At 64.5% G+C, this 20,602-nt stretch carries 17 protein-coding genes; 11 read left to right on the top strand and 6 right to left on the bottom strand.

Annotation, left to right across the window (positions count from 1 at the left end; all coding sequences use genetic code 11):
• Window positions 1–50 precede the first annotated feature (50 nt).
• The 7 genes from FXV83_RS23735 to FXV83_RS23705 all read left to right on the top strand — a co-directional run bounded on the left by FXV83_RS23735 (window position 51) and on the right by FXV83_RS23705 (window position 7,544).
• Complete coding sequence (locus FXV83_RS23735; RefSeq protein WP_148741794.1) at window positions 51–929, top strand: shikimate dehydrogenase; 879 nt, start codon at window positions 51–53, stop codon at window positions 927–929.
• Window positions 930–987: 58 nt separating this feature from the next.
• Complete coding sequence (locus FXV83_RS23730; RefSeq protein ID WP_148741793.1) at window positions 988–2,118, top strand: ABC transporter substrate-binding protein; 1,131 nt, start codon at window positions 988–990, stop codon at window positions 2,116–2,118.
• A gap of 197 nt (window positions 2,119–2,315) precedes the next feature.
• Entirely contained in the window at window positions 2,316–3,191 is an 876-nt protein-coding gene (locus FXV83_RS23725; protein WP_148741792.1) for a branched-chain amino acid ABC transporter permease, read from the top strand.
• Window positions 3,188–4,186 (top strand): branched-chain amino acid ABC transporter permease, encoded by a 999-nt coding sequence (locus tag FXV83_RS23720; RefSeq protein ID WP_148741791.1) that lies wholly within the window; start codon window positions 3,188–3,190, stop codon window positions 4,184–4,186. The genes FXV83_RS23725 and FXV83_RS23720 overlap by 4 nt, the downstream gene beginning before the upstream one ends.
• On the top strand, window positions 4,183–4,926 hold the full coding sequence (locus FXV83_RS23715; protein WP_148741790.1) for an ABC transporter ATP-binding protein: 744 nt from the start codon (window positions 4,183–4,185) through the stop codon (window positions 4,924–4,926). The genes FXV83_RS23720 and FXV83_RS23715 overlap by 4 nt, the downstream gene beginning before the upstream one ends.
• A 12-nt stretch (window positions 4,927–4,938) precedes the next feature.
• The gene (locus FXV83_RS23710) at window positions 4,939–5,676 is read left to right on the top strand and encodes an ABC transporter ATP-binding protein (protein WP_148741789.1); all 738 of its coding nucleotides are present in this window, start codon (window positions 4,939–4,941) and stop codon (window positions 5,674–5,676) included.
• Window positions 5,673–7,544, top strand: coding sequence for a bifunctional sugar phosphate isomerase/epimerase/4-hydroxyphenylpyruvate dioxygenase family protein (locus FXV83_RS23705; protein WP_148741788.1), 1,872 nt, complete (start codon window positions 5,673–5,675; stop codon window positions 7,542–7,544). Before FXV83_RS23710 ends, FXV83_RS23705 begins: the two co-directional genes overlap by 4 nt.
• 343 nt (window positions 7,545–7,887) lie before the next feature.
• On the opposite strand, the gene FXV83_RS23695 is transcribed toward FXV83_RS23705, so the two are convergent.
• Entirely contained in the window at window positions 7,888–9,060 is a 1,173-nt protein-coding gene (locus FXV83_RS23695; RefSeq protein ID WP_148741786.1) for an ABC transporter substrate-binding protein, read from the bottom strand.
• 305 nt (window positions 9,061–9,365) lie between these two features.
• On the opposite strand from FXV83_RS23695, the gene FXV83_RS23690 reads away from it, so the two are divergent.
• Window positions 9,366–10,631 (top strand): NAD(P)/FAD-dependent oxidoreductase, encoded by a 1,266-nt coding sequence (locus FXV83_RS23690; RefSeq protein WP_148741785.1) that lies wholly within the window; start codon window positions 9,366–9,368, stop codon window positions 10,629–10,631.
• A 228-nt stretch (window positions 10,632–10,859) separates the two neighbouring features.
• Here FXV83_RS23690 and FXV83_RS23685 read toward each other — a convergent pair whose 3' ends face one another.
• The 3 genes from FXV83_RS23685 to FXV83_RS23675 form a co-directional block, all read right to left on the bottom strand.
• Window positions 10,860–12,071, bottom strand: a complete 1,212-nt coding sequence (locus FXV83_RS23685; protein WP_148741784.1) for an ABC transporter substrate-binding protein — start codon at window positions 12,069–12,071, stop codon at window positions 10,860–10,862.
• A 73-nt stretch (window positions 12,072–12,144) separates the two neighbouring features.
• Complete coding sequence (locus FXV83_RS23680) at window positions 12,145–12,468, bottom strand: 2Fe-2S iron-sulfur cluster-binding protein (protein WP_148741783.1); 324 nt, start codon at window positions 12,466–12,468, stop codon at window positions 12,145–12,147.
• An 11-nt stretch (window positions 12,469–12,479) separates the two neighbouring features.
• Window positions 12,480–13,700 (bottom strand): cytochrome P450, encoded by a 1,221-nt coding sequence (locus FXV83_RS23675; RefSeq protein WP_148741782.1) that lies wholly within the window; start codon window positions 13,698–13,700, stop codon window positions 12,480–12,482.
• An 83-nt stretch (window positions 13,701–13,783) separates the two neighbouring features.
• On the opposite strand from FXV83_RS23675, the gene FXV83_RS23670 reads away from it, so the two are divergent.
• The gene (locus FXV83_RS23670; protein ID WP_148741781.1) at window positions 13,784–14,287 is read left to right on the top strand and encodes a MarR family winged helix-turn-helix transcriptional regulator; all 504 of its coding nucleotides are present in this window, start codon (window positions 13,784–13,786) and stop codon (window positions 14,285–14,287) included.
• Window positions 14,288–14,692: 405 nt separating this feature from the next.
• Here FXV83_RS23670 and FXV83_RS23665 read toward each other — a convergent pair whose 3' ends face one another.
• On the bottom strand, window positions 14,693–16,546 hold the full coding sequence (locus FXV83_RS23665) for a feruloyl-CoA synthase (RefSeq protein ID WP_148741780.1): 1,854 nt from the start codon (window positions 16,544–16,546) through the stop codon (window positions 14,693–14,695).
• A 146-nt stretch (window positions 16,547–16,692) separates the two neighbouring features.
• Between FXV83_RS23665 and FXV83_RS23660 the strand changes: the two genes are divergently transcribed.
• The gene (locus FXV83_RS23660; protein WP_148741779.1) at window positions 16,693–17,199 is read left to right on the top strand and encodes a MarR family winged helix-turn-helix transcriptional regulator; all 507 of its coding nucleotides are present in this window, start codon (window positions 16,693–16,695) and stop codon (window positions 17,197–17,199) included.
• Between the two features lie 195 nt (window positions 17,200–17,394).
• Window positions 17,395–19,203 (top strand): allophanate hydrolase, encoded by a 1,809-nt coding sequence (atzF, locus tag FXV83_RS23655; RefSeq protein ID WP_148741778.1) that lies wholly within the window; start codon window positions 17,395–17,397, stop codon window positions 19,201–19,203.
• Window positions 19,204–19,332: 129 nt separating this feature from the next.
• On the opposite strand, the gene FXV83_RS23650 is transcribed toward atzF, so the two are convergent.
• On the bottom strand, window positions 19,333–20,526 hold the full coding sequence (locus FXV83_RS23650) for an ABC transporter substrate-binding protein (RefSeq protein ID WP_148741777.1): 1,194 nt from the start codon (window positions 20,524–20,526) through the stop codon (window positions 19,333–19,335).
• Window positions 20,527–20,602 lie beyond the last annotated feature (76 nt).

Below are 20,602 nucleotides of genomic sequence, written 5' to 3'. Positions count from 1 at the left end.
TCCCCGCTATTGGCCGGGGATAAACGCTCCTCACAAGACGATTGCACACCATGCCCAAGCGCGGATACGCCGCCAGCAAAAAACTCCTCACCGGTCTGATCGGTGCGCCGATCGCGCATTCCGCCTCGCCTGCGATGCACGAGCGTGCGGCCGAGGCGCTTGGCCTGCGCGGCCATTACCAGCTGATCGAGGTTGCCGGCGCCGATGCAGATGGGCTCCGTATGATGCTCGAAGGGGTGCGGCGGCTCGGCTTTGCCGGCGTCAACGTCACCTATCCATATAAGGAAGCCGTGGTCCCGCTGCTCGACGAGCTGGCGCCGGGCGCTGCCGCCATGGGCGCGGTCAACACCGTCGTCGCAAGCGGCGGGCGGCTGACAGGCCACAACACCGACACGACCGGGTTTGCCCGCGCGGTGGCGCCGCTGCTGGCGCCTGCCGGAAACCGCGTCGCCGTGATCGGCGCGGGCGGCGTCGGCAAGGCGATCGCGTTTGCGCTGGCGAGCCTGAAGGTGACCGACATCCGCATTTTCGACAGCGAGCCGGGGCGCGCCGAGAAACTCGTTTCCCTCCTGGCCGTGCAGGGTGGTGCGAGGGTGGCTATGGCCGTCGAGGACGCACTCGATGGTGCGACCGGCCTCGTCAACGGCACGCCCGTCGGCATGCTGCCGAACCGGGGCATGCCGCTCCCGGCTGCATTGCTGCACGAAAAATTATGGGTCGCCGACGCCGTCTATTCGCCGCTGATCACGCCGCTCCTGGCTGCAGCGCAAGCCAAGGGCGCGCGGATCATGACCGGGCGGGAGCTTGCGATCTACCAGGCCGCCGACGCATTCGAGCTGTTCACGGGCCTTGCCCCATCGACGGACGTCATGGGAGAGGCTTTTGATGGCGTGATGGCGGAGCGGAGCTCGACCACCAACGCAGCGTAACCTAAGCGGCCGGACACAAGGCCGTCGACCAAACCGAACAAACCAAGGGAGGAATGAGATGAAATCCACGCTACTGGCAGGCGCCCTGCTTGCCTTCGCCGCGGCAACCTGCGCCCACGCACAGGCGATCAAGCTTGCCGACGTCGCCGAGCTCTCGGGCGGCGGCGCCACCGTCGGCACCAACTGGAAGAACGGCATCGACCTCGCAATCGAGGAGATCAACGCCAAGGGCGGCGTGCTCGGCCGCAAGCTCGAAGTCAGCCATGCTGACTCGCAATCCAACCCCGGCGTGGCGCGCGCACAGGTGCAGAAGGCGCTCGACGCCGAGCCCTACGTGCTGCTCGGGCCCGGCTACTCCGGCTCGGTGAAGGTCACCGCGCCGCTCGCAGCGGAAGCCGGCATCGCGCAGATCATGGGCGGCGAAGCCGCCGAACTGACGCAAGGCGGCAACAAATTCCTGTTCCGCACCTCGTTCGGCCAACAGTCCTCGATGCCGAAGGTCGCCAAATATATCCACGACGAGATGAAGGCGAAGACGGTCGCGGTGGTCTGGGTCAACAACGATTTCGGCCGCGGCGGGCGCGACGTCGTCATCAAGGAGCTCGACCGGCTCGGCTCGAAGGTGATCGCCGACCTCTCGACCGAAGCCGGCCAGGCGGACTTCGCCGCCGACGTCGGCAAGATCAAGGCGGCCAATCCCGATGCCGTGTTCGTCTATCTCAACGAAGAAGAGAGCGCGCGCATCCTCAAAGAACTCAAGCGCCAGGGCGTCACCGCGCCGCTGATGGGCGAGACCACGCTGATCGGCCAGAAGGTTATCGATCTCGCCGGCGACGCCGCCAATGGCGCGCGCGGTCATGTCGGCCTCACCACCGACGCTCCGGTCGACCTGATCAAGGCCTTCCGCGAGAAGTTCTCGAAAAAATACAATTACGTGCCAGACCACAACGGCCTGAAGGGCTATCTCGCCGTCTACATGGTGAAGGCCACCACCGAGAAGATGGGCAAGGTCGATTCCAAGGCCTTCGCCGACACGCTGCACGGATTGACGATCAAGGCCGCGGATGAGCCGGGCATCCTGATGGATGTCACCTTCAGCGAGACCGGCGACATCGACCGCCAGAGTTTTCTGGTGGAAGTGGTGGAAGGCAAGCAGGTGGTGAAGCAGGTGCTGCCGAAGGTGAAGTGAGGTCTCTCTTCTCCCTCGCCCCGCTCTTCGCGGGGAGAGGGTTGGGGTGAGGGGGCGCTTCCGCGCAGACGATTAGAGTTGGATTCGCGGACAGAGCCCCTCACCCCACCCTCTCCCCGTAAGAACGGGGAGAGGGAGTGACAGACCTGAATTCGTTTCGACCTATTCACTCGGGCTCTAACGGTCAAAGAGAACCCATGTCCAATCTGTTCGATCTTCTGGTCGCGGGACTTGCCACTGGCGCGATCTATGCGCTGGTCGCGGTCGGCTTCACGCTGCTGTGGCAGACCTCGCAGACCATCAATTTTGCGCAAGGCGAGTTCGTGATGTTGCCCGCCTTCCTGATGCTGGCGGCGATGCATGCGGGCGCACCGTTCTGGCTCGCGATCATCCTTGGCATCCTGCTGTCGATGGTCCTGCTCGGGCTGGCCTTCAAGATGCTGCTGGTCGATCCGATGATGCGCCACGGCGTCCTGCCGCTGGCGATCGCGACCATGGCGCTGGCGATCGGCATCAAGGAAGCCGTGAAACAGTTCTTCAGCGCAGAGGCCTCGCCGTTTCCGTCGATCGTGCCGACCGGCGATATCTCCATTCTCGGACATGCCGTGTCGCTGCAAAGCATCGGCGTGCTCGTCCTCGCCATCCTCGCTGTCTTCGGCCTGACCGCGCTTCTCAACCGCACCTCGCTCGGCCATCAGATGCAGGCGGCGGCGCAAAACCCGACGGTGGCGCGCATCATCGGCGTGCCGGTCGAGCGCATGATCCTGCTGACCTTCCTGATCAACGCCTTCCTAGTGGCGCTCGCCTCGCTGCTGATCACGCCGATTTACCTGGCAAAATTCTCGAGCGGCGAGGTGCTGGGCCAGGCCGCCTTCATCGCGGCGATCGTCGGCGGCTTCAACCAGGTCCGCGGCGCCATCGCCGGCGGGCTCCTGATCGGCGTTCTCGACAATCTCGCCGCGTCCTATGTCTCGACGCAATATCGCGCGGCGGTGCCGTTGATCTTCCTGATCCTCGTCATCCTGTTCCGGCCGCAAGGATTGCTCGGCCGCGCCGAGGAGCGCACGGTATGAGCGGATTTGCCAAACCCCTGAAGATCGCGCTCGGCCTTGCCGTCATCATCGGCCTCATCGTCATTCCCATGAACTTCAACCGCTACGGCCTGTTCATCCTGAGCCAGTGGGCGGTGATGACCATCGCGGCGATGGGCCTCAACCTGACGCTGGGCTATGCCGGCCAGGTCTCGCTGGCGCAGGGCGCCTTCGTCGGCATCGGCGCCTATGCGGCGGCGATCATGACCACCCATGGCTGGCCGCTGCCGGCCGCGATTGTGGTCGCGATCATCTTGAGCTTCGCGGTCGGTTGGGTGCTCGGCTATCCCGCGCTGCGCGTGCAGCATCACTACCTCGCCTTCGTCACGCTGGCCTTCTCGACGCTGGCCTTCCTGGTGTTCCGCAACGAGAGCTGGCTCACCGGCGGCATCTACGGGATCTCCAACATCCCGCGCCCGCATTTCTTCGGGATCGCGACCAACAAGCCGCTGCCGTTCTACTATGTCTGCCTGGGCTCGCTCGCGATCGTGTCGCTGGCAGTGTGGTGGCTGATCCGCTCACCCTGGGGCCGCGCCTTCATGGCGTTGCGCGAGAACCCGCTGCGCGCGCAGTCGCTCGGCATCGACACGCGGCGCTATACGCTGATGGCATTCGCAATCGGCTCGGCACTCGGCGGTATCGCCGGCGGGCTCTATGCACCGCTGACGCAATATATCGATCCCGTGCCGTTCAACCTGTCGCTCTCGCTCGACCTCCTGATGATGGTGATCGTCGGCGGCGCCGGCTTCTTCCTCGGCCCGTTCCTCGGCGCGATGATCGCGGTGCTGCTGCCGGAATGGCTGCGCTTCACCGAAGGCTACTATCTGATGCTCTATGCCATCGCGGTGATGCTGCTGCTGATCTGGTCGCCTACCGGCATCCTCGGAATCCTCGACCGCACCATGGCGGCGCGGCGAACCAAGGCGGCCTCCGCGTTGCGCGCCGTCGCAAAATCCCGGCTGGAGACGGTGCAATGAGCGCGGTCCTCGAAGTCACCAACATCAAGAAGAATTTTGGCGGCATCAGCGCGGTCGCCGACGTTAGCTTCGACGTCCGCGAGGGCGAGATCCTCGGTCTGATCGGCCCAAACGGCTGCGGCAAGTCGACCTTGTTCAACTGCATCCTCGGCCAGCTCACGCCATCAGGCGGCGAGGTCAAGCTCGACGGCAAAGTCGTCACCGGCCTGCGCCCCGCCGAGCTCAACAAGCTCGGCGTCAGCCGCACCTTTCAGTTGTTGCAGGTCTTTCCAAAGCTCTCGGTGCGCGAGAACCTGATCCTTGCGGGACAGGAGCACCAGGGCAGCATGGCCTCGCGTCTGGTCGGCCGCTCGGACGCCGGACTGACGGACGCCGCCAACCAGATGATCGGCTTCTTCAAGCTCGATCATCTCGCCGCTGAACCTGCCGGCGGTCTGTCCTACGGCCAACAGAAGCTGCTCGATGCCGCCATGGCCTTCATGGGCGGGCCGCGCTTGGTGCTGCTCGACGAGCCCGCCGGCGGCGTCAACCCATCGATGCTGTCGGACCTCAAGGAGCGGCTGGTCGCGATCAACCGCGAGAAGAACGCCACCTTCGTCGTGATCGAGCACAACATGGAGTTCGTGATGTCGCTGTGTTCGCGCGTGATGGTGATGGCGGAAGGAAAAGTGCTGGCGATGGGACGGCCGGACGAGGTCCGCAAGAACCCCGCCGTGATCGAAGCCTATCTCGGACATTGAGGAAAGCCGGCCATGAGCGACACTATCCTCTCGGTTCAAAATCTCGTCGGCGGCTACGGCAAGATGACGATCTTGAACGGCACCACCTTCGCCGTACCGCAGGCCACCATCACCACTATTATCGGCCCGAACGGTGCCGGCAAGTCGACGGTGTTCAAGGCGATCTTCGGCCTGTTGAAGCTGCGCGAAGGCAAGATCAGCTTTGCGGGCCGCGACGTCACCAACTTAAGCCAGCGCGCGCTGCTCAATGCCGGCATCTGCTACGTGCCGCAGGGGCGCAACATTTTTCCCGAGCTGTCGGTGCGCCACAATATCGAGCTCGGCGGTGTCGCCGCGGGCAAGGATATCGACCTGCCTACGCGGATCGAGGCCGCGCTCGACCTGTTTCCGGCGCTGCGGCGCAAGTCGACGCAGCAGGCCTCCACGCTCTCGGGCGGCGAGCAGAAGCAGCTCGAGATCGCCCGCTCGCTTCTGCTGGAGCCAAAGCTCGTGCTGATCGACGAGCCCTCGATCGGCCTGTCGCCGCTGATGGTGCAGCAGACCTTCGATATCCTCAAACGCTTGCGCGACCGCGGCGTCACCATCTTGATGATCGAGCAGAATGCGCGATCGGCGCTGGAGATCTCGGACTTGGGCATCGTGCTCGAGCTCGGCCAGACCCGCATGTTCGACAAGGCCGAACGGATCCTGAACGATCCCCGCATCGGACAGCTCTTCCTTGGGGGCGCCATGGAGGACAACGCAGCATGAACAAGCGCTCGATCGCAACCGTCTCCCTTTCCGGGGTTCTCGACGAGAAGCTTCGCGCCATCGCGGCCGCCGGCTTTGACGCCGTCGAAATCTTCGAGAACGACCTGCTGTCGTTCGGTGCCGGCCCGCGGGACATCGCAAAGCTCTGCCGCGACCTCAATCTCGAGATCTGCGCGTTCCAGCCGTTCCGCGATTTCGAGGGCATGCCGGAGCCGCAGCGGGCGCGCAATTTTGCCCGGGCCGAGCGCAAGTTCGACCTGATGCAGGAGCTCGGCACCGATCTCTTGCTGATTTGCTCCAACGTGTCGCCGGCCTCGCTCGGCGGCATCGACCACGCCGCCGACGACTTTCGCGAGCTCGGCGAGCGCGCGGCCAAGCGCTCTTTGCGCGTCGGTTACGAGGCGCTGGCCTGGGGACGGCACGTCAACGACTACCGCGACGCCTGGGAGATCGTGCGGCGCGCCGATCATCCGGCGATCGGCGTTATCCTCGACAGCTTTCATGCGCTGGCACCGGGCTTTCCGACCCGCGCGATGGCCTCGATCCCCGGCGACAAGATCTTCCTGGTGCAGCTTGCGGACGCGCCGAAACTCGAGCTCGACATCCTCTCCTGGAGCCGGCACTTCCGCTCCTTCCCCGGCCAGGGCGATCTGCCGGTCGGCGAGTTCATGGAGGCGATCGCGGCGACCGGTTATGCCGGGCCCCTGTCGCTGGAGATCTTCAACGACCAGTTCCGTGCCGGCTCGGCCGCGCAGACCGCGGTCGACGGTCTGCGCTCGCTGATCCTGCTGGAGGACCAGCTTGCGAAGAAGTGGCCGAAACTTTCGAGCAAGCCGCTGGCGCCGCGGGCGGTGAGCCGCGGCACCGGCTTCATCGAATTTGCAGTGAACGAGACCAAGGCCGGCGAGCTCGCCCGCCTGTTCTCGCAGCTCGGTTTCCGCAAGTCCGGCAAGCACCGCAGCAAGGCGGTGGAGCGCTGGTCGCAGGGCAAAGTCGAGCTCGTGATCAATTCCGAGACCGACGGCTTTGCGCATTCGCATTACGTCACGCACGGCCCCGGCGTCTGCGCAATAGCGCTCGACGTCGACGACGCCTCCCGCGCCATGGCGCGCGCGGAGGCGCTGAAAGCGCGCACGTTCTACCAGCCGGTCGGACCGGGTGAGTTGGAAATCCCGGCGATCCACGGCGTCGGCGGCAGCTTGCTGTATTTCCTCGACCAGGCCGGCAAGAACTGGGACACCGATTTCGAGCCGCTCGCGAGCGACGCCAGCGCGGACGCCCTGCTCGCCGTCGACCACATCGCGCAGTCGATGCCTTACGACGAGATGCTGTCCTGGCTGTTGTTCTACACCGGTATCCTCGACCTGACCCGGCTGCAGCAGATGGAGATCGCCGACCCCAGGGGTCTCGTGCAGAGCCAGGCCGTCATCAATACCGACCAGAGCCTGCGCTTCGTGCTCAACGGCTCTTCCGCCAATCGCACGCTGCCGGCGCGCTTCATCTCGGAGTTCTTCGGCTCGGGCGTGCAGCACGTCGCGTTCACATGCCATGACATCTTCGCGGCAGTGGCTGCGATGCGCGAGCGCGGCGCGGATTTCCTGGATATCCCCGACAATTATTACGACGACATCGAAGCCAAATACGACCTTGCGCCCGAACTGATGGTGCAACTGCGCGCCAACCACATCCTCTACGACCGTGAGGGCGACAGCGAGTTCTTCCAGGTCTACACTCACATCTTTGACGAGCGGTTCTTCTTCGAGATCGTCGAACGGCGGAACTATCAGGGCTTTGGCGCGGCCAATGCCGGAATCAGGCTCGCAGCGCAGGCCCGCGAGGTGCGGCCAATGAGCATGCCTAGGGTGTAGGTGCTTCTTCGCCTCTCCCCGCCTGCGGGGAGAGGCCGGAATTCAAGCAAAGCTTGAATTCCGGGTGAGGGAGTTCCGCGAGAGAGATGGCTGTCGTAGCAAAAATCCCATCCGCGCCGTCATTGCGAGGAGCCCTTGCGACGAAGCAATCCAGAATCCCTCCGCGGAAAGACTCTGGATTGCTTCGCTGCGCTCGCAATGACGGCGTGGTGAGTGGTTGCGAGGCTAACATCTACCGTCCCCGCGGAGACTCTCCTCACCCCAACCCTCTCAGCGCGAGCGAAGCTCGTCGCGCCCCCGTAAGAACGGGGAGAGGGAGAGGAGAGAGCTCGCTCAGCCAGCCCTACTTCATCTGGCACTTGTCGTGGAAGCGATCTTGGTTGTTCTCGACGATGGTGGCGACCGTCTTGAGGGCGAGCTGCCCATCGGCATCCTTGACCACGTCCTGGAGATAGAAGCTCTGCACCGGGATGTGGTTGTTGCCGTATTTGAACGCACCGCGCAGCGACTTGAAGTTAGCCTTCTCCATCTCGGCCTTCATCGCATCTTTCTTGCTGGTGTCGCCCTTCACAGCGACGACCGCGCTGTTGATGAGCTGGGCGGCATCATAGGCCTGGGCGCCGTAATAGGTCGGGCGCAGCCCGGTGTACTTCTTGCGATAGTCGGCGACGAAGCGCTTGTTCTGCTCGTTGGGAAGGTCGTTGACCCATTCCTGCGCGCCGGGGACGCCGAGTGCGTTGTCCTTCTGGAGCGGCAGCGACAGCTCGTCGACGGTGAAGGCGGTGTAGAGCGGCATCGTGCTCTTCAGGCCGGCCTGCACATATTGATTGAGGAACTGCACGCCGGCAGCACCCGGATAGAACACGAAGATCGACTCGGCACCGGAGGCGCGGGCCTTGGACAGCTCGGCGGAGAAGTCGAGCTGGCTCGGCCAGACCGTGTATTCCTCACCCTTGATCTCGCCCTTGAAGGTGCTCTTGAGGCCCGCGAGCATGTCCTTGCCGGCGGCGTAGTTCGGCCCGATCAGGAACACGCTCTTGACGCCCTTCTGGTTCATGTACAGGCCCATGGCCTGCGGCGTCTGGTCGTTCTGCCAGGAGGTCGAGAATACGTAGGGCGAGCACAGCTCGCCGGCGAGCTGTGACGGGCCGGCATTGGCCGAGATCAGGAAGGTCTGCGAGTCCACGGCGGTCTTCAGCGAAGCCAGCAGCACGTTGGACCAGATATAGCCGACGATGAAATCGACCTTATCGGACTGCACCAGCTTCTCGGTCTTCTGCTTGCCGACGTCAGGCTTTTGCCCGTCGTCCTCGTAGATCACCTCGACCGGCTTGCCGTCCATCTTGCGGCCGAGATGGTCCAGCGCGAGCTCGAACGAGTTGCGCATGTCGTTGCCGATCACGGCGGTCGGCCCGCTGAAGGTCGAAACGAACCCGATCTTGATGGTGTCGCCGGCGAAAGCCGGGCTTGCCAGCGTGAGCGCAGTCGCGCCCGCCAGCCAGAATGCTGTCCTCATAACCACTCCCCTCCTCAATTCTCTTTGTCCCGGAGACGGGGTGATCGCCGCTCCGGGTGGTCTCTTTAGAGCGCAAAATCCGTCGAGTTGCCAATGGCCTCGGAGCCTGCCTGCATCATAATTCGTCCTAATCGTTAATGGCAAGAAATATAGTTCTACTCACTTCGGCGCGGCCTGCGGCGCTTTTTCGCGGGACCTCGATACGCCCGGCCTATTCTTCGATTGATGACGGCTATTGGACCGCGTGCCACTTTCCACACTTAAATGACAGAGAGCTTCACCAGCCAGACCCGAGGGCCGCACCCATGACCACGACACCCCACCGCGTTGTCATCGTCGGCGCCGGCTTCGGCGGGCTGGAGACAACCTACCGGCTCGCAGGCAGCCCGGTCGCGATCACGCTGATCGATCGCCGCAACCATCACCTGTTCCAGCCCCTGCTTTACCAGGTCGCGACCGCATCGCTTGCCACCAGCGAGATCGCCTGGCCGGTGCGCCATCTCATGCGCGCGAGGCGTGAGGTGACGACGCTGTTTGCGACGGTCAGCGGTGTCGATGCCGACAGACGCGCGGTGCTACTGGATGACGGCAGCGAGGTGCCGTACGACACGCTGGTGCTCGCCACCGGCGCGCGCCACGCCTATTTCGGCCATGACGAATGGGAGCAGTTCGCGCCCGGCCTGAAGACGCTGGAAGACGCGACCACGCTGCGCCGGCACATCCTGGTGGCATTCGAGCGCGCCGAGCGCGAGACCGATCCGGCCCGGCGCGCCGCGCGGCTGACCTTCGTCATCGTCGGCGCCGGCCCCACCGGCGTCGAGCTCGCCGGCACCATCGCCGAGATGGCGCATCACACCCTGCCGGAAGACTTCCGCAACATCGATACGACAAAGGCGCGCGTTGTGCTGATCGAGGCGGGGCCGCGCGTGCTCGCGGGATTCGCCGACGACCTCTCGGCCTATGCGCAGGCCTCGCTGGAGAAGATCGGCGTCGAGGTCGTGCTGGGCCAGGCCGTCACCGAAATCGACCGCGACGGGGTGGTCTATGGCGACACGCGGCTCGACGCCAAGACCAAGATCTGGGCAGCCGGCGTGCGCGCCTCGCCTGCCGCGGAATGGCTGGGCGTGCCGGCCGATCGCGCCGGACGCGTGCAGGTCGAGGCCGATCTGACGATCCCCGGCCATCCCGAGATCTTCGCGGTCGGCGACACCGTGACGATCAGTGCCTGGGACGGCAAGCCGGTGCCCGGCATCGCGCCGGCCGCCAAGCAGCAGGGACGTCATGTCGCCGAGACCATCAAGGCGCGCCTGCGCAAAGAGCCCACAGGCCCGTTCCGCTACAAGCATGCCGGCAGCCTCGCGCAGATCGGCAAGCGGCTCGCGGTGATCGACTTCGGCCGCATCAAGCTGCGCGGCACCATCGCATGGTGGATCTGGGGCATCGCCCACATCTACTTCCTGATTGGGCTGCGCCACCGCCTTAGCGTCGCCTTGAGCTGGCTCTGGATCTACTCCCGCGACCAGCGCGCCGCACGGCTGATCACGCAAGGAAGCAGCAAGGTGGTGGGGTGAGAGTTTTCTTCCCTTCTCCCCTTGTGGGAGAAGGTGGCATAGGCGGCCTCCGGCCGCCGTCTCTTAAGAACGCCGAAGCGAAGCTTCGGCTACGGCGCCGGATGAGGGGTCTGTCTCCGCACGTTCGAAAGAGAATGACTCGCGGAGAGAACCCCTCACCCGGCTTCGCTATCGCGAAGCCACCCCCTCCCACAAGGGGCGAGGGTGCAGCTGCGTTCGCCGCGGCAACTACTTCACCAGCTCACACCCGCCCTCCGCCAACGGACGGAACGCCTGGTCCGCCGAAATCGTCGAAATCAGCTTGTAATAGTCGTACGGGTATTTCGACTCCTCCGGCTTTTTCACCTCGAACAGATACATCGGATGGACGACGCGGCCGTCCTGGCGGATGGCGGTGTCGCCGAACAGCTTGTCTTTGCCATTGAACTTCTTCATCTCGGGCACGGCGTCCTTGGCGTTGTCGCTGCCGGTCGCGGCGACGGCGTTGAGATAAGCGAGCGTGGAGGCATAGACGCCGGCCTGGTTGCCACTCGGCATCTTGCCGTTCATGCCGGGCCGCGCAGCGAAGCGCTTGGCGAAGGCGCGGGTGTCGTCGTTCATGTCCCAGTAGAAGGCTTCCATCAGCTGGAGGCCCTGTGCGACCTTGATGCCCATGCCGTGGACGTCGTTGATGAAGAGCAGGAAGGCGACGAGCTTCTGCCCGCCCTGCTGGATGCCGAACTCGGCCGCCTGCTTCACCGCGTTGATGGTGTCGCCGCCGGCATTGGCGAGCCCGATCACCTGCGCTTTCGAGCCTTGCGCCTGCAAGAGGAAGGAGGCGAAGTCGGAGGTGCCGAGCGGATGCTTTGAGGAGCCGAGCACCTTGCCGCCGTGAGCTTCGATATATTTCTGCGCCTCGCCCTCGATGCCCTTGCCGAGCGCGTAGTCGACCGTGAGGAAATACCAGTCCTTGCCGCCGCGCGACACCATCGCCGCCGCCGTGGTGTTGCCGGTGGCCCAGGTATCGTTGACCCATTGAATGGTGTTGGGCGAACAGGCCTTGCCGGTGAGATCCGAGCTTGCAGTCGAGGACGCCAGGAAGGTCATGCGGCTATCGCGTAGCAGCGCGTTGATGGAGAGGCCCACGGCCGAATTCGGCACGTCGACGACGGCATCGACGCCCTCGACATCGAGCCATTTGCGCGCGATGGCGTTGCCGACGTCGGCCTTGTTCTGGTGGTCGGCGTAGACGATCTCGACCTTGATGCCCTTGCCGCCGCCGTTGAAGTCTTCCGCCGCCATGCGCGCGGCTTCGACCGAGCCCATGCCGTTGGTGTCCTGGAAGATGCCGGAAATGTCGTTGAGCACGCCGACGCGCACGACATTGTCGGATATCTCGGCACTTGCGGCACCGCCCATAAGGCTTGCGGCCAGCGCGAGCGTCCACTTCAAGCGTTTCATCATTCCCTCCCCTGTTTGGCTTGCTGTCGCACCGATCCTTGCCGGTACGTTTGATAACTCAGCACCTGAGAACTCAGACTTGCCGCTCCGGCAGTCTCAGCACGAGCCCGTCGAGATCGGGCGTGATCACGATCTGGCATGACAGCCGGCTGTTCGGCAGCCGCTCGGCGGCGGTGCCGTCGAGCAGCGCATCCTCGTCATCGCCGATCGCCGGCAATCGCCCAAGCCAATCCTCATCGACATAGACGTGACAGGTCGCGCACATGGCGTTGCCGCCGCATTCGGCCAGGATGCCGTCGAGGCCGTGGCGGGTCGCGGCCTGCATGGCGCTCTCGCTGTCGCTGGTCTCGATGCGGTCGGACTTGCCGTCGGGATGCATGAAGTTGATGGCTGGCATAAAGCTCCTCGTCAGGCCGGGGTGATGGTGACGGGCAGGCTGTCGAGCCCGCGCAGCGTATTGTTGAAGCGGCGATTTGGTTCGCCGGTGATCTCGATCCTGGCGACGCGCCGGGCCAGCGCGGTCAGCATCACCTCGCCTTCGAGACGGGCGACGAGTTGACCGACGCACATGTGGATGCCGGAGCCGAAGCCGACATGGCCGGAGGTGCGGCGCGTGATATCGTAGCTGTCCGGCTTGTCCCAGCGCCGCGGATCGCGATTGGCGGCGGCGAGGAACATCAGAACTTTTTCGCCCTCTCCGATCGTCGCGCCGGACAGCTCGACCTCGCGCGTGGTGGTGCGGAAGAAGGTCTGCACCGGACTTTCGAATCGCACCGCCTCTTCGAACGCATTGCGCGCCAGCGTGAGATCGCCGCGCAGGCGCTGCCATTGGTCGGGGAAGCGCGCGAGGCAATACACCGCGGCGCCAATGCCGTTGACGGTGGTGTCGAGACCGGCCGAGAGCAGCGAGCGCACCAGCAGCGGCGCCTCGGCTGCCGTGATCTCACCTTCGTCGACGCGGGCATGGATGCAGGCGCCGAAGCCGCCCGGGGCTAGATTCTCGCGCTGGCACTGTTCGGTGACATAGGCCTGGTGCGGCGCCGACCGCTCGATCGCGTCCTGGCGGAGCTGGTTGGGCGGGCCGAAGGCATTGAACACGACGCTCGCATAGGGAATCAGATGCTCGCGGCCTTCCGGCTTCAGCCCCAACGCATCCGGGAAGATCGAGAGCGGATAGGCCTCCGCGAGATCCGAGATCGCATCGAAACTGCGCTGCTCCAACAGCATATCGACCCGCTCATCCGCTGCCGCCGTAAAGCGATCGCGCACCTGCTTCATCACGGTCGGCGACAGCACCTTTGACAGCACGGCGCGGGTACGGGTGTGCGCGGGCGGATCGGCCTCAAGGATCAGGCTCGGCGGCCGCCACGGCGTCTCCTTCTTGAAGTCGGAAAGGCCGACGCCGCGGCTGGAGCAGAACGTCGCAGGATCATTCAGCACGGCATGGACCTCGGCGTAGCGCGCCACGCCATAGACATTCCACTTGTCGAGATAGACGACCGGCCCCGCTTCCCGCAGCAGTTCGTGGGTGGGATAGGGATCGGCAAAAAAATTCATCGCGAAAGGATCGACGTCGAGATGGGGGATGCCTGACGGACCGCTTGTTGCAGGGGAGCCGGATGCGCTCATTGAAGTTCTCCCTCAATTTGATCTTGTGAAAGCTGGCCGCATGCCCTTAGGTCTGCGAACACCTCGCGAGTCAGAAACCCGACATGCCGCCGCCTTCCAGACCTCGCCAGAAGCCTGCGCCCGCCGAGCTGGGACAAACGCTCGATCTGGACCGCTACGTCCCGGCGATCATCACCTTCATCGCCAACAAGCTTTCCAACAGCGCGACCGCGCTCTATCAGCGGCAATTCGGCGTCAACGTCACGGAGTGGCGGATCATGTCGCTGCTGGCGATCGAGCCGGAAATTCCGGCCTCCCGCATCTGCCATGTCATCGGCTTCGACAAGGGGCCGGTGAGCCGGACGCTTGCCGGTCTTGAGAAGCGCGGACTGGTGTCGATCCGCACCGATCCGAACGACGGCCGCAGCCATTCGATCGCGCTGACGGCGAAGGGCCGCGCCACCCATGACAAGGTGATCGTCGCGGCGCTCGAGCGCGAACGGCGGCTGCTGTCCTGCCTCAGCAAGGACGAGCGCGAGGTGCTGATCGGCCTGTTGCGCCGGCTGCACGAGAATTTGGGCGCAGTGACTGGCGGCACCGGGGCCTGACAGGTCGCGTGTCGAACGCGATCTCCCGTCACACCCTGGCATACGCCGGCGTTTGCTGACGGCACCATTCCGGCCGAGCATGGTTTCCTCCGAGATCAGACGCAGCGGTTCCCCCGCCGTCATCTTGTCTGGAGGATTCGCATAAACTAGTTGCTTAGGCAACAAAAGAATCGGCAGCATATTGCGGCAGGCTGGCTGGCTTATTTTGCGAGCTCGCTCTCTCCTTCCCTTCTCCCCTTGTGGGAGAAGGTGGCGCGAAGCGCCGGATGAGGGGTATGTCTCCGCGAATTCAATGGCGAATTCAATGGTGAGAGTCTCACTCGCTGAGAGAGACCCCTCACCCGCCTTCGATGCCACGCATCGAAGCCACCCTCTCCCACAAGGGGAGAGGGACAGCGCAAGCAATCAATTGCAGCCGATCCACTCACCCGACGCATCGTCATTCAAGCACGCCACCGCATCCGCACGGCGCGTCAGCACGGCGCGCTGGTTGATGTAGCCCTTGTCGGTGATCTCGCCGCCGTCGACGGATGGCGGTTCGGCGAGCAGCAGCGCGCGCGTGGCGTGGCCGGAGGAGTTGGCGCTCTGCTGCTTCAGTCTTGCGAGGCCCTGCGCGATTGCGCTCCTGACGTTGTCATGCGTGACTACCTCGTCGACCCCGACGGCCTCGGGCAGACCGGCGAGCGAACGGCAGGGAGCTAGATTAGGGAACACCAGGAAACGCACCTCGTCGCCGCCATGGCCGGACACCACGATGTCCTGCGCAAGCGGCGAAAGGGCCGCGATGCCGGCGACGCGCAGCGTGCCGACATTGACCCAGGTGCCGGAATTGAGCTTGAAGTCCTCCGCTACGCGGCCGTCAAAGAACAGGCCGCGCTCGGGCCGCAAGGGATCGGCGAATTTCACGGCATCGCCGATGAGATAGAAGCCCTCCTCGTCGAACGCCTGCTTCGTCAATTCCGGCGCTTTCCAATAGCCCGGCGTGACATTGGGGCCGCGCACGCGCACCTCCAGCTTGTCGCCGGACTTGACCAGCTTGAGTTCGGTGCCGGGAATGGGCACGCCGATATTGCCGGAACGTTCGGCAAGGAAATGGCAGTCCGTCGCCAGCGGCGAGGTCTCGGTCGAGCCCCAGGCCGAGACCATCGGCATCGGCCGCCCGACAGTCTCGACGGAGAGCTGTTCGAGCGCATCCCAGAGATTCTGCGGCAGCGCTGCACCGGCATAAAAGGCGAACTTCACCTCGCCGAAGAAGCGGCGGCGCAACTCCTCGTCACTGCGCAGCGCCGCGATCAGCATGTCGAAGCCGCGCGGTACGTTGAAATAGACCGTCGGCATCACGCTTTTCAAATTGGCGAGTGATGTCGCAAACAGACCCGGCGCGGGCTTGCCGCCGTCGATATAGAGCGAGCCGCCATTGCGCAGCACCAGGTTGAAATTGTGGTTGGCGCCGAAGGTGTGGCTCCAGGGCAACCAGTCGAGGATGACAAGATCGTCACCCCCCTGATCGAGAAACGTCCAGGTCTGCGCCTTGGCCTGTTGGCTCGAGGTCAGCATGCACTGGGTGTTGACGACGGCCTTTGGCGTGCCGGTCGAGCCCGAGGTGAACAGGAATTTTGCAATCGTGTCCGGCGTCACCGCGGCGAAGGCTGTTGCGACATCAGGCGTTTCCGGCGTTGCCGCGATGGCGCGGAACGCGAGCGCGTCTGCATCGTCGGCATTGCCGCTGATGATCTGCGCCTGGTGCAGCGGCTTGATTGCGGCGAGCGCCGCGGCGAACGGTTTTGTCGCGGACACATAGATCGCGCCGGGCTCGAGCAGCGTGATCATGCTCTTGAGCTTGTCAAAATCCCGAGACATCAGCGAATAGGCGGGCGAGATCGCGGCCGAGGGCACACCGACATGCTGCGCGGCGAGCGCCAGCAGCGCGTGGTCGATGCTGTTGTCCGAGAGGATCACGAGCGGACGCTCGGTACCCAGGCCCTGCGCCAGGATCCATGACGCTGCCGCACGCACCTGGCGCAGTGCCTGCGCATAGGTGACGGTGGTCCAGGGCGCTTCGGCATGGCTGCGCTCGGCGAGGAAGACCTTGTCCGGCGTTTGCCGCGCCCAATATTCCAGCCAGTCGCCGATGCAGCGCGCGCTCTCGCGCAAGGGCTCGGACGAGCGCAGCACGATGCTGCCGTCGGCGCGGTGCTCGGCGACGGTCTTAGGCGTTGCGAACAGGCTCGAAGCCTCACCGCGTGGGGCGGCTGTCATGTGTTTCCTCCTCGCCCGGATCCGGGCGCAGCCTCGTTCCGGACTGCTTTGGCGATAATGTTGAGCACAGCAATTGTTGTCGTCAACAACAATCTTCCTCTAGCGTCCTCGAGGCGCTACAAGGAAGCGCAGGCAGGAGACATCACGTGACAGCCAGCGTAGCTCGGACGGACACAAGCACTTCGCCGCGCAAACGAGCGGGCAACGGCGCTGCGCTGCGGGAGGACGTCGACGACATCGGCCTCGATGCCCTGGTCGGACACGCCGGCTACGCCGTGCGGCGTTTCCAGCTCTGGATTTTTCAGGATTTCATCAAGACGCTCGGCGACGTCGATATCCGGCCGACGCAATATTCGGTGCTGACGGTAATCGGCGCCAATCCGGGCCTCTCCCAGATGGCGGTGGCAAAACGGCTCGGCATCGAGCGCGCGCGCCTCGTGCATCTGCTCGACAGCCTTGAGCAGCGCAGGCTGGTGAAGCGGATCAAATCGAAGACAGACCGCCGTTCCCACGCCCTGCACCTCACCGCGCAGGGCGATACGGCACTGGCCAAGTTCAAGCGGCTGGCCGCGGCACATGAGCGGCACGTGGAAGAGAAGATCGGCAAGGCGAACCGGGAGCAGCTGCTCCAGATCCTTGCCTGCTTCACTTGATCCCGGCTGCCCATGATTTGAGCAGATGCCCGTAACGGGGCGCTGGCACGACCACCTGCCCGGCGCTCGAAATATCTCACAACCCACTGATTCCCCGATAATATCCGGACCACACGCGCTGCCGGGATTCTGTACACAATGGCACATCGCTTGCTTCAAATCCGGGTGAAGACAAGTTGCCGGAGTTTTGTCGCCATGGGGGCTGAGCAGCCTGAAACGATCGCCGCGATTGTGGCCGCGCATCGCGCTGGCACGGTCACGCCCGCGCAGACGGTCGCGCGCAGCTATCAGCGCATCCGCGACCACAACGATCCCGCCGTCTTCATCAGTCTGCGCGACGAAGCGGATGCGGTCGCGGAAGCCGAGAGGCTCGCCGCGCGAAAAGACGCCGCCAGCCTGCCGCTCTACGGCGTGCCGGTCGCGGTAAAGGACAATATCGATGCGCTGGGCTTTGCGACCACGGCGGCCTGCCCTGCCTTCTCCTACGCGCCGGCGCACAACGCGACCGCAGTGGAGCGCCTGCGCGCCGCCGGCGCCATCATCATCGGCAAGACCAATCTCGATCAGTTCGCAACCGGCCTCGTCGGCGTGCGCTCGCCCTACGGCATCCCCCGGAATTCGATCCGCGAGGATTTGATTCCCGGCGGATCGAGCTCGGGATCGGCGACCGCCGTCGGCGCCGGCCTCGTGCCGCTGTCGCTCGGCACGGATACCGCGGGCAGCGGGCGCGTGCCGGCGATGCTCAACAACATCGTCGGGCTGAAGCCGAGCCTCGGCATGATCTCGACCGCCGGGCTGGTGCCGGCCTGCCGTACGCTCGACTGCATCTCAGTGTTCGCGCTGACGGTAGACGATGCCGCACTCGCGCTGTCGGTGATGGCGGGGCCGGACCAGGCCGATCCGTTCTCGCGCGACCGGCCGCTGGGCGCGATCACGCCATTCCCGGCTAATCTCCGCCTCGGCGTGCCACGCAACGGGCAATTGATCTTCTTCGGCGACAAGAAGGCGGAGGCGGCCTATGGCGATGCCCTAAAGCGCTGGAGCGCACTCGGCGCGACACTGGTCGAATTCGACCTCGAGCCGTTCTACGAGACGGCGCGCCTGCTCTATGAAGGGCCGTGGGTCGCCGAGCGCTATCTCGTGATCCGCAACCTGCTTGCCTCCGCCCCGGACTCGATCCATCCGGTGACGCGCGAGATCACGGCCGCCGGCTCGCGGCTCACGGCGGCCGACACCTTCTCCGCGCTCTACCGCCTGCAGGGCCTGCGCAAGATCGCCGAGCGCGCCTTCGCCAACCTCGACGCGCTGGTGTTGCCGACGGCACCGACCGCGTATACGACCGCGCAGGTGCTGGCCAATCCGATCGAGCTCAACAGCCGTCTCGGCACCTACACCAATTTCGTCAACCTGCTCGATCTCTGCGGCCTCGCGTTGCCGGCTTCGATGCGTGCCGACGGCATTCCGTTCGGCATCACGCTTCTTGCGCCCGCAGGTCGTGATGCGATGCTCGCGAGCATCGGCCGCGTCTTCCATGCCGACACCAAACTGACCCTCGGCGCCAAGGGCGTCGCGCAAGCACCGCTCGCGCCGCTTCCCGCCAGCAGGGCCGACGAGATTCCGATCGCCGTCGTCGGCGCGCACCTGTCCGGCATGGCGCTGAACGGCGAATTGAAGGCGCTGAACGGACGCCTGATCGAAGCGACCAGGACCGCGCCGGACTACAACCTCTATGCGCTTCAGACCACCCCGCCCAAGCCCGGCATGCTGCGCGTCGCGGCCGGCGAGGGAGCCTCGATCGAACTCGAGGTCTGGTCGTTGTCGTCGTCGGCCTTCGGCAAGTTCGTCAATGCGATTCCGGCACCGATGGCGATCGGCACGATCCGCCTCGCCGACGGCCGTGCCGTGAAGGGGTTTCTCGTCGAGCCGGAAGTGCTGGGCGAAGCCCGCGACATCACCGCCTATGGCGGCTGGCGCGCGTATATGGCGGAAGCGGCGACGGCGTAGATCTGCTGATGCGGGGCCTCGTCACCGCCGTCAACCGCAGAACGCGGTCATTGGAAGGATGAAGTCCCCCGTGTTTCAACGATTGCCAGCCAGGATAATGGCTCCTGGCTTTCGCCAGGGCCATACACGTCACTTCGTCAGTGGGCAGCCGCTTTCCTTGGCGGTGAAGAAGGCCTTGTCGCCGGGGACTCTTGCGAGCAGCTTGTAATAGTCCCATGGCTTCTTCGACTCCGAGGGCTTCTTGACCTCGAACAGATACATGTCATGGACCATGCGGCCGTTCTCTAGCACCTTGCCGCCTTGCGCAAAGTCGTCGTCGACCGGCAGCTCCTTCAGCTTCTTGGCGACGGCATCCGGATCCTTGGTGCCGGCGGCCTTGACCGCCTTGAGATAGGAAAGCGTCGCAGAGTAAGTGCCGGCGTGAATCATGCTCGGCATCCTGCCGGTACGCTTGAAGAAGCGCTCGCCGAGATTGCGCGTCTTGTCGTTGAGATCCCAGTAATAACCTTCTGTCAGCACCAGACTTTGGGCGGCCTGCAGGCCGAGGCCGTTCACCTCGGCGAGCGTCATCAACAGCCCGGCGAGCTTCTGGCCACCGGAGACGATGCCGAACTCGGACGCCTGCTTGATCGAGTTGGTGGTGTCGAGGCCTGCATTGGCGAGGCCGACGATCTTGGCCTTCGAACTCTGCGCCTGGAGCAGGAAAGACGAGAAGTCCGAGGAGTTGAGCGGCACACGCACCGAGCCGACCACCTTGCCGCCATTGGCGGTGACGATCTCACTGGTGTCCTTCTCAAGCGCGTAGCCGAAGGCGTAGTCCGCGGTGAGAAAGAACCAGGTGTCGCCGCCGGCCTTGGTCAGCGCGCCGCCGGTGCCGACTGCCAGCGCGCGGGTGTCATAGGCCCAGTGGAAGCCGTAGGGCTGGCAGGCGTCGCCGGTGAGGCGCGAGGTGGCAGCGCCGACGACGATGTCGATCTTCTTCTTTTCCTTGGAAAGCTCGTGGATCGCGAGCGCGACCGAGGATGTCGTCAGCTCCGTGATCATGTCGACGTTCTCGACGTCGTACCAGCGCCGCGCGATCGAGCTCGCGAGATCCGGCTTGTTCTGGTGGTCGGCGGTGACGAGCTCGACCTTCTGGCCCAGCACCTCGCCGCCGAAATCCTCGATCGCCATCTTGGCGGCCTCGACCGACCATTTGCCGCCATAGTCGGCGTAGACGCCGGACTGGTCGTTGAGGATGCCGATCTTGACGCCTTGGGCGGACGCCGGCGCCGCCAGCAACAAAGCGGAAGTTGCGACAGCGGCCAAAAGTGCTGATTTCATATTTAGGCTCCCAGCAGTTTTCTGTTTTGAAATCGCGCGGATACTAGTGAAGAACCCCGCGCCTGCCCATCGATTT

It is taken from the genome of Bradyrhizobium hipponense (assembly GCF_008123965.1).
GTDB lineage: Bacteria > Pseudomonadota > Alphaproteobacteria > Rhizobiales > Xanthobacteraceae > Bradyrhizobium > Bradyrhizobium hipponense.
This window is presented reverse-complemented; position numbering and strand designations above follow the sequence as displayed.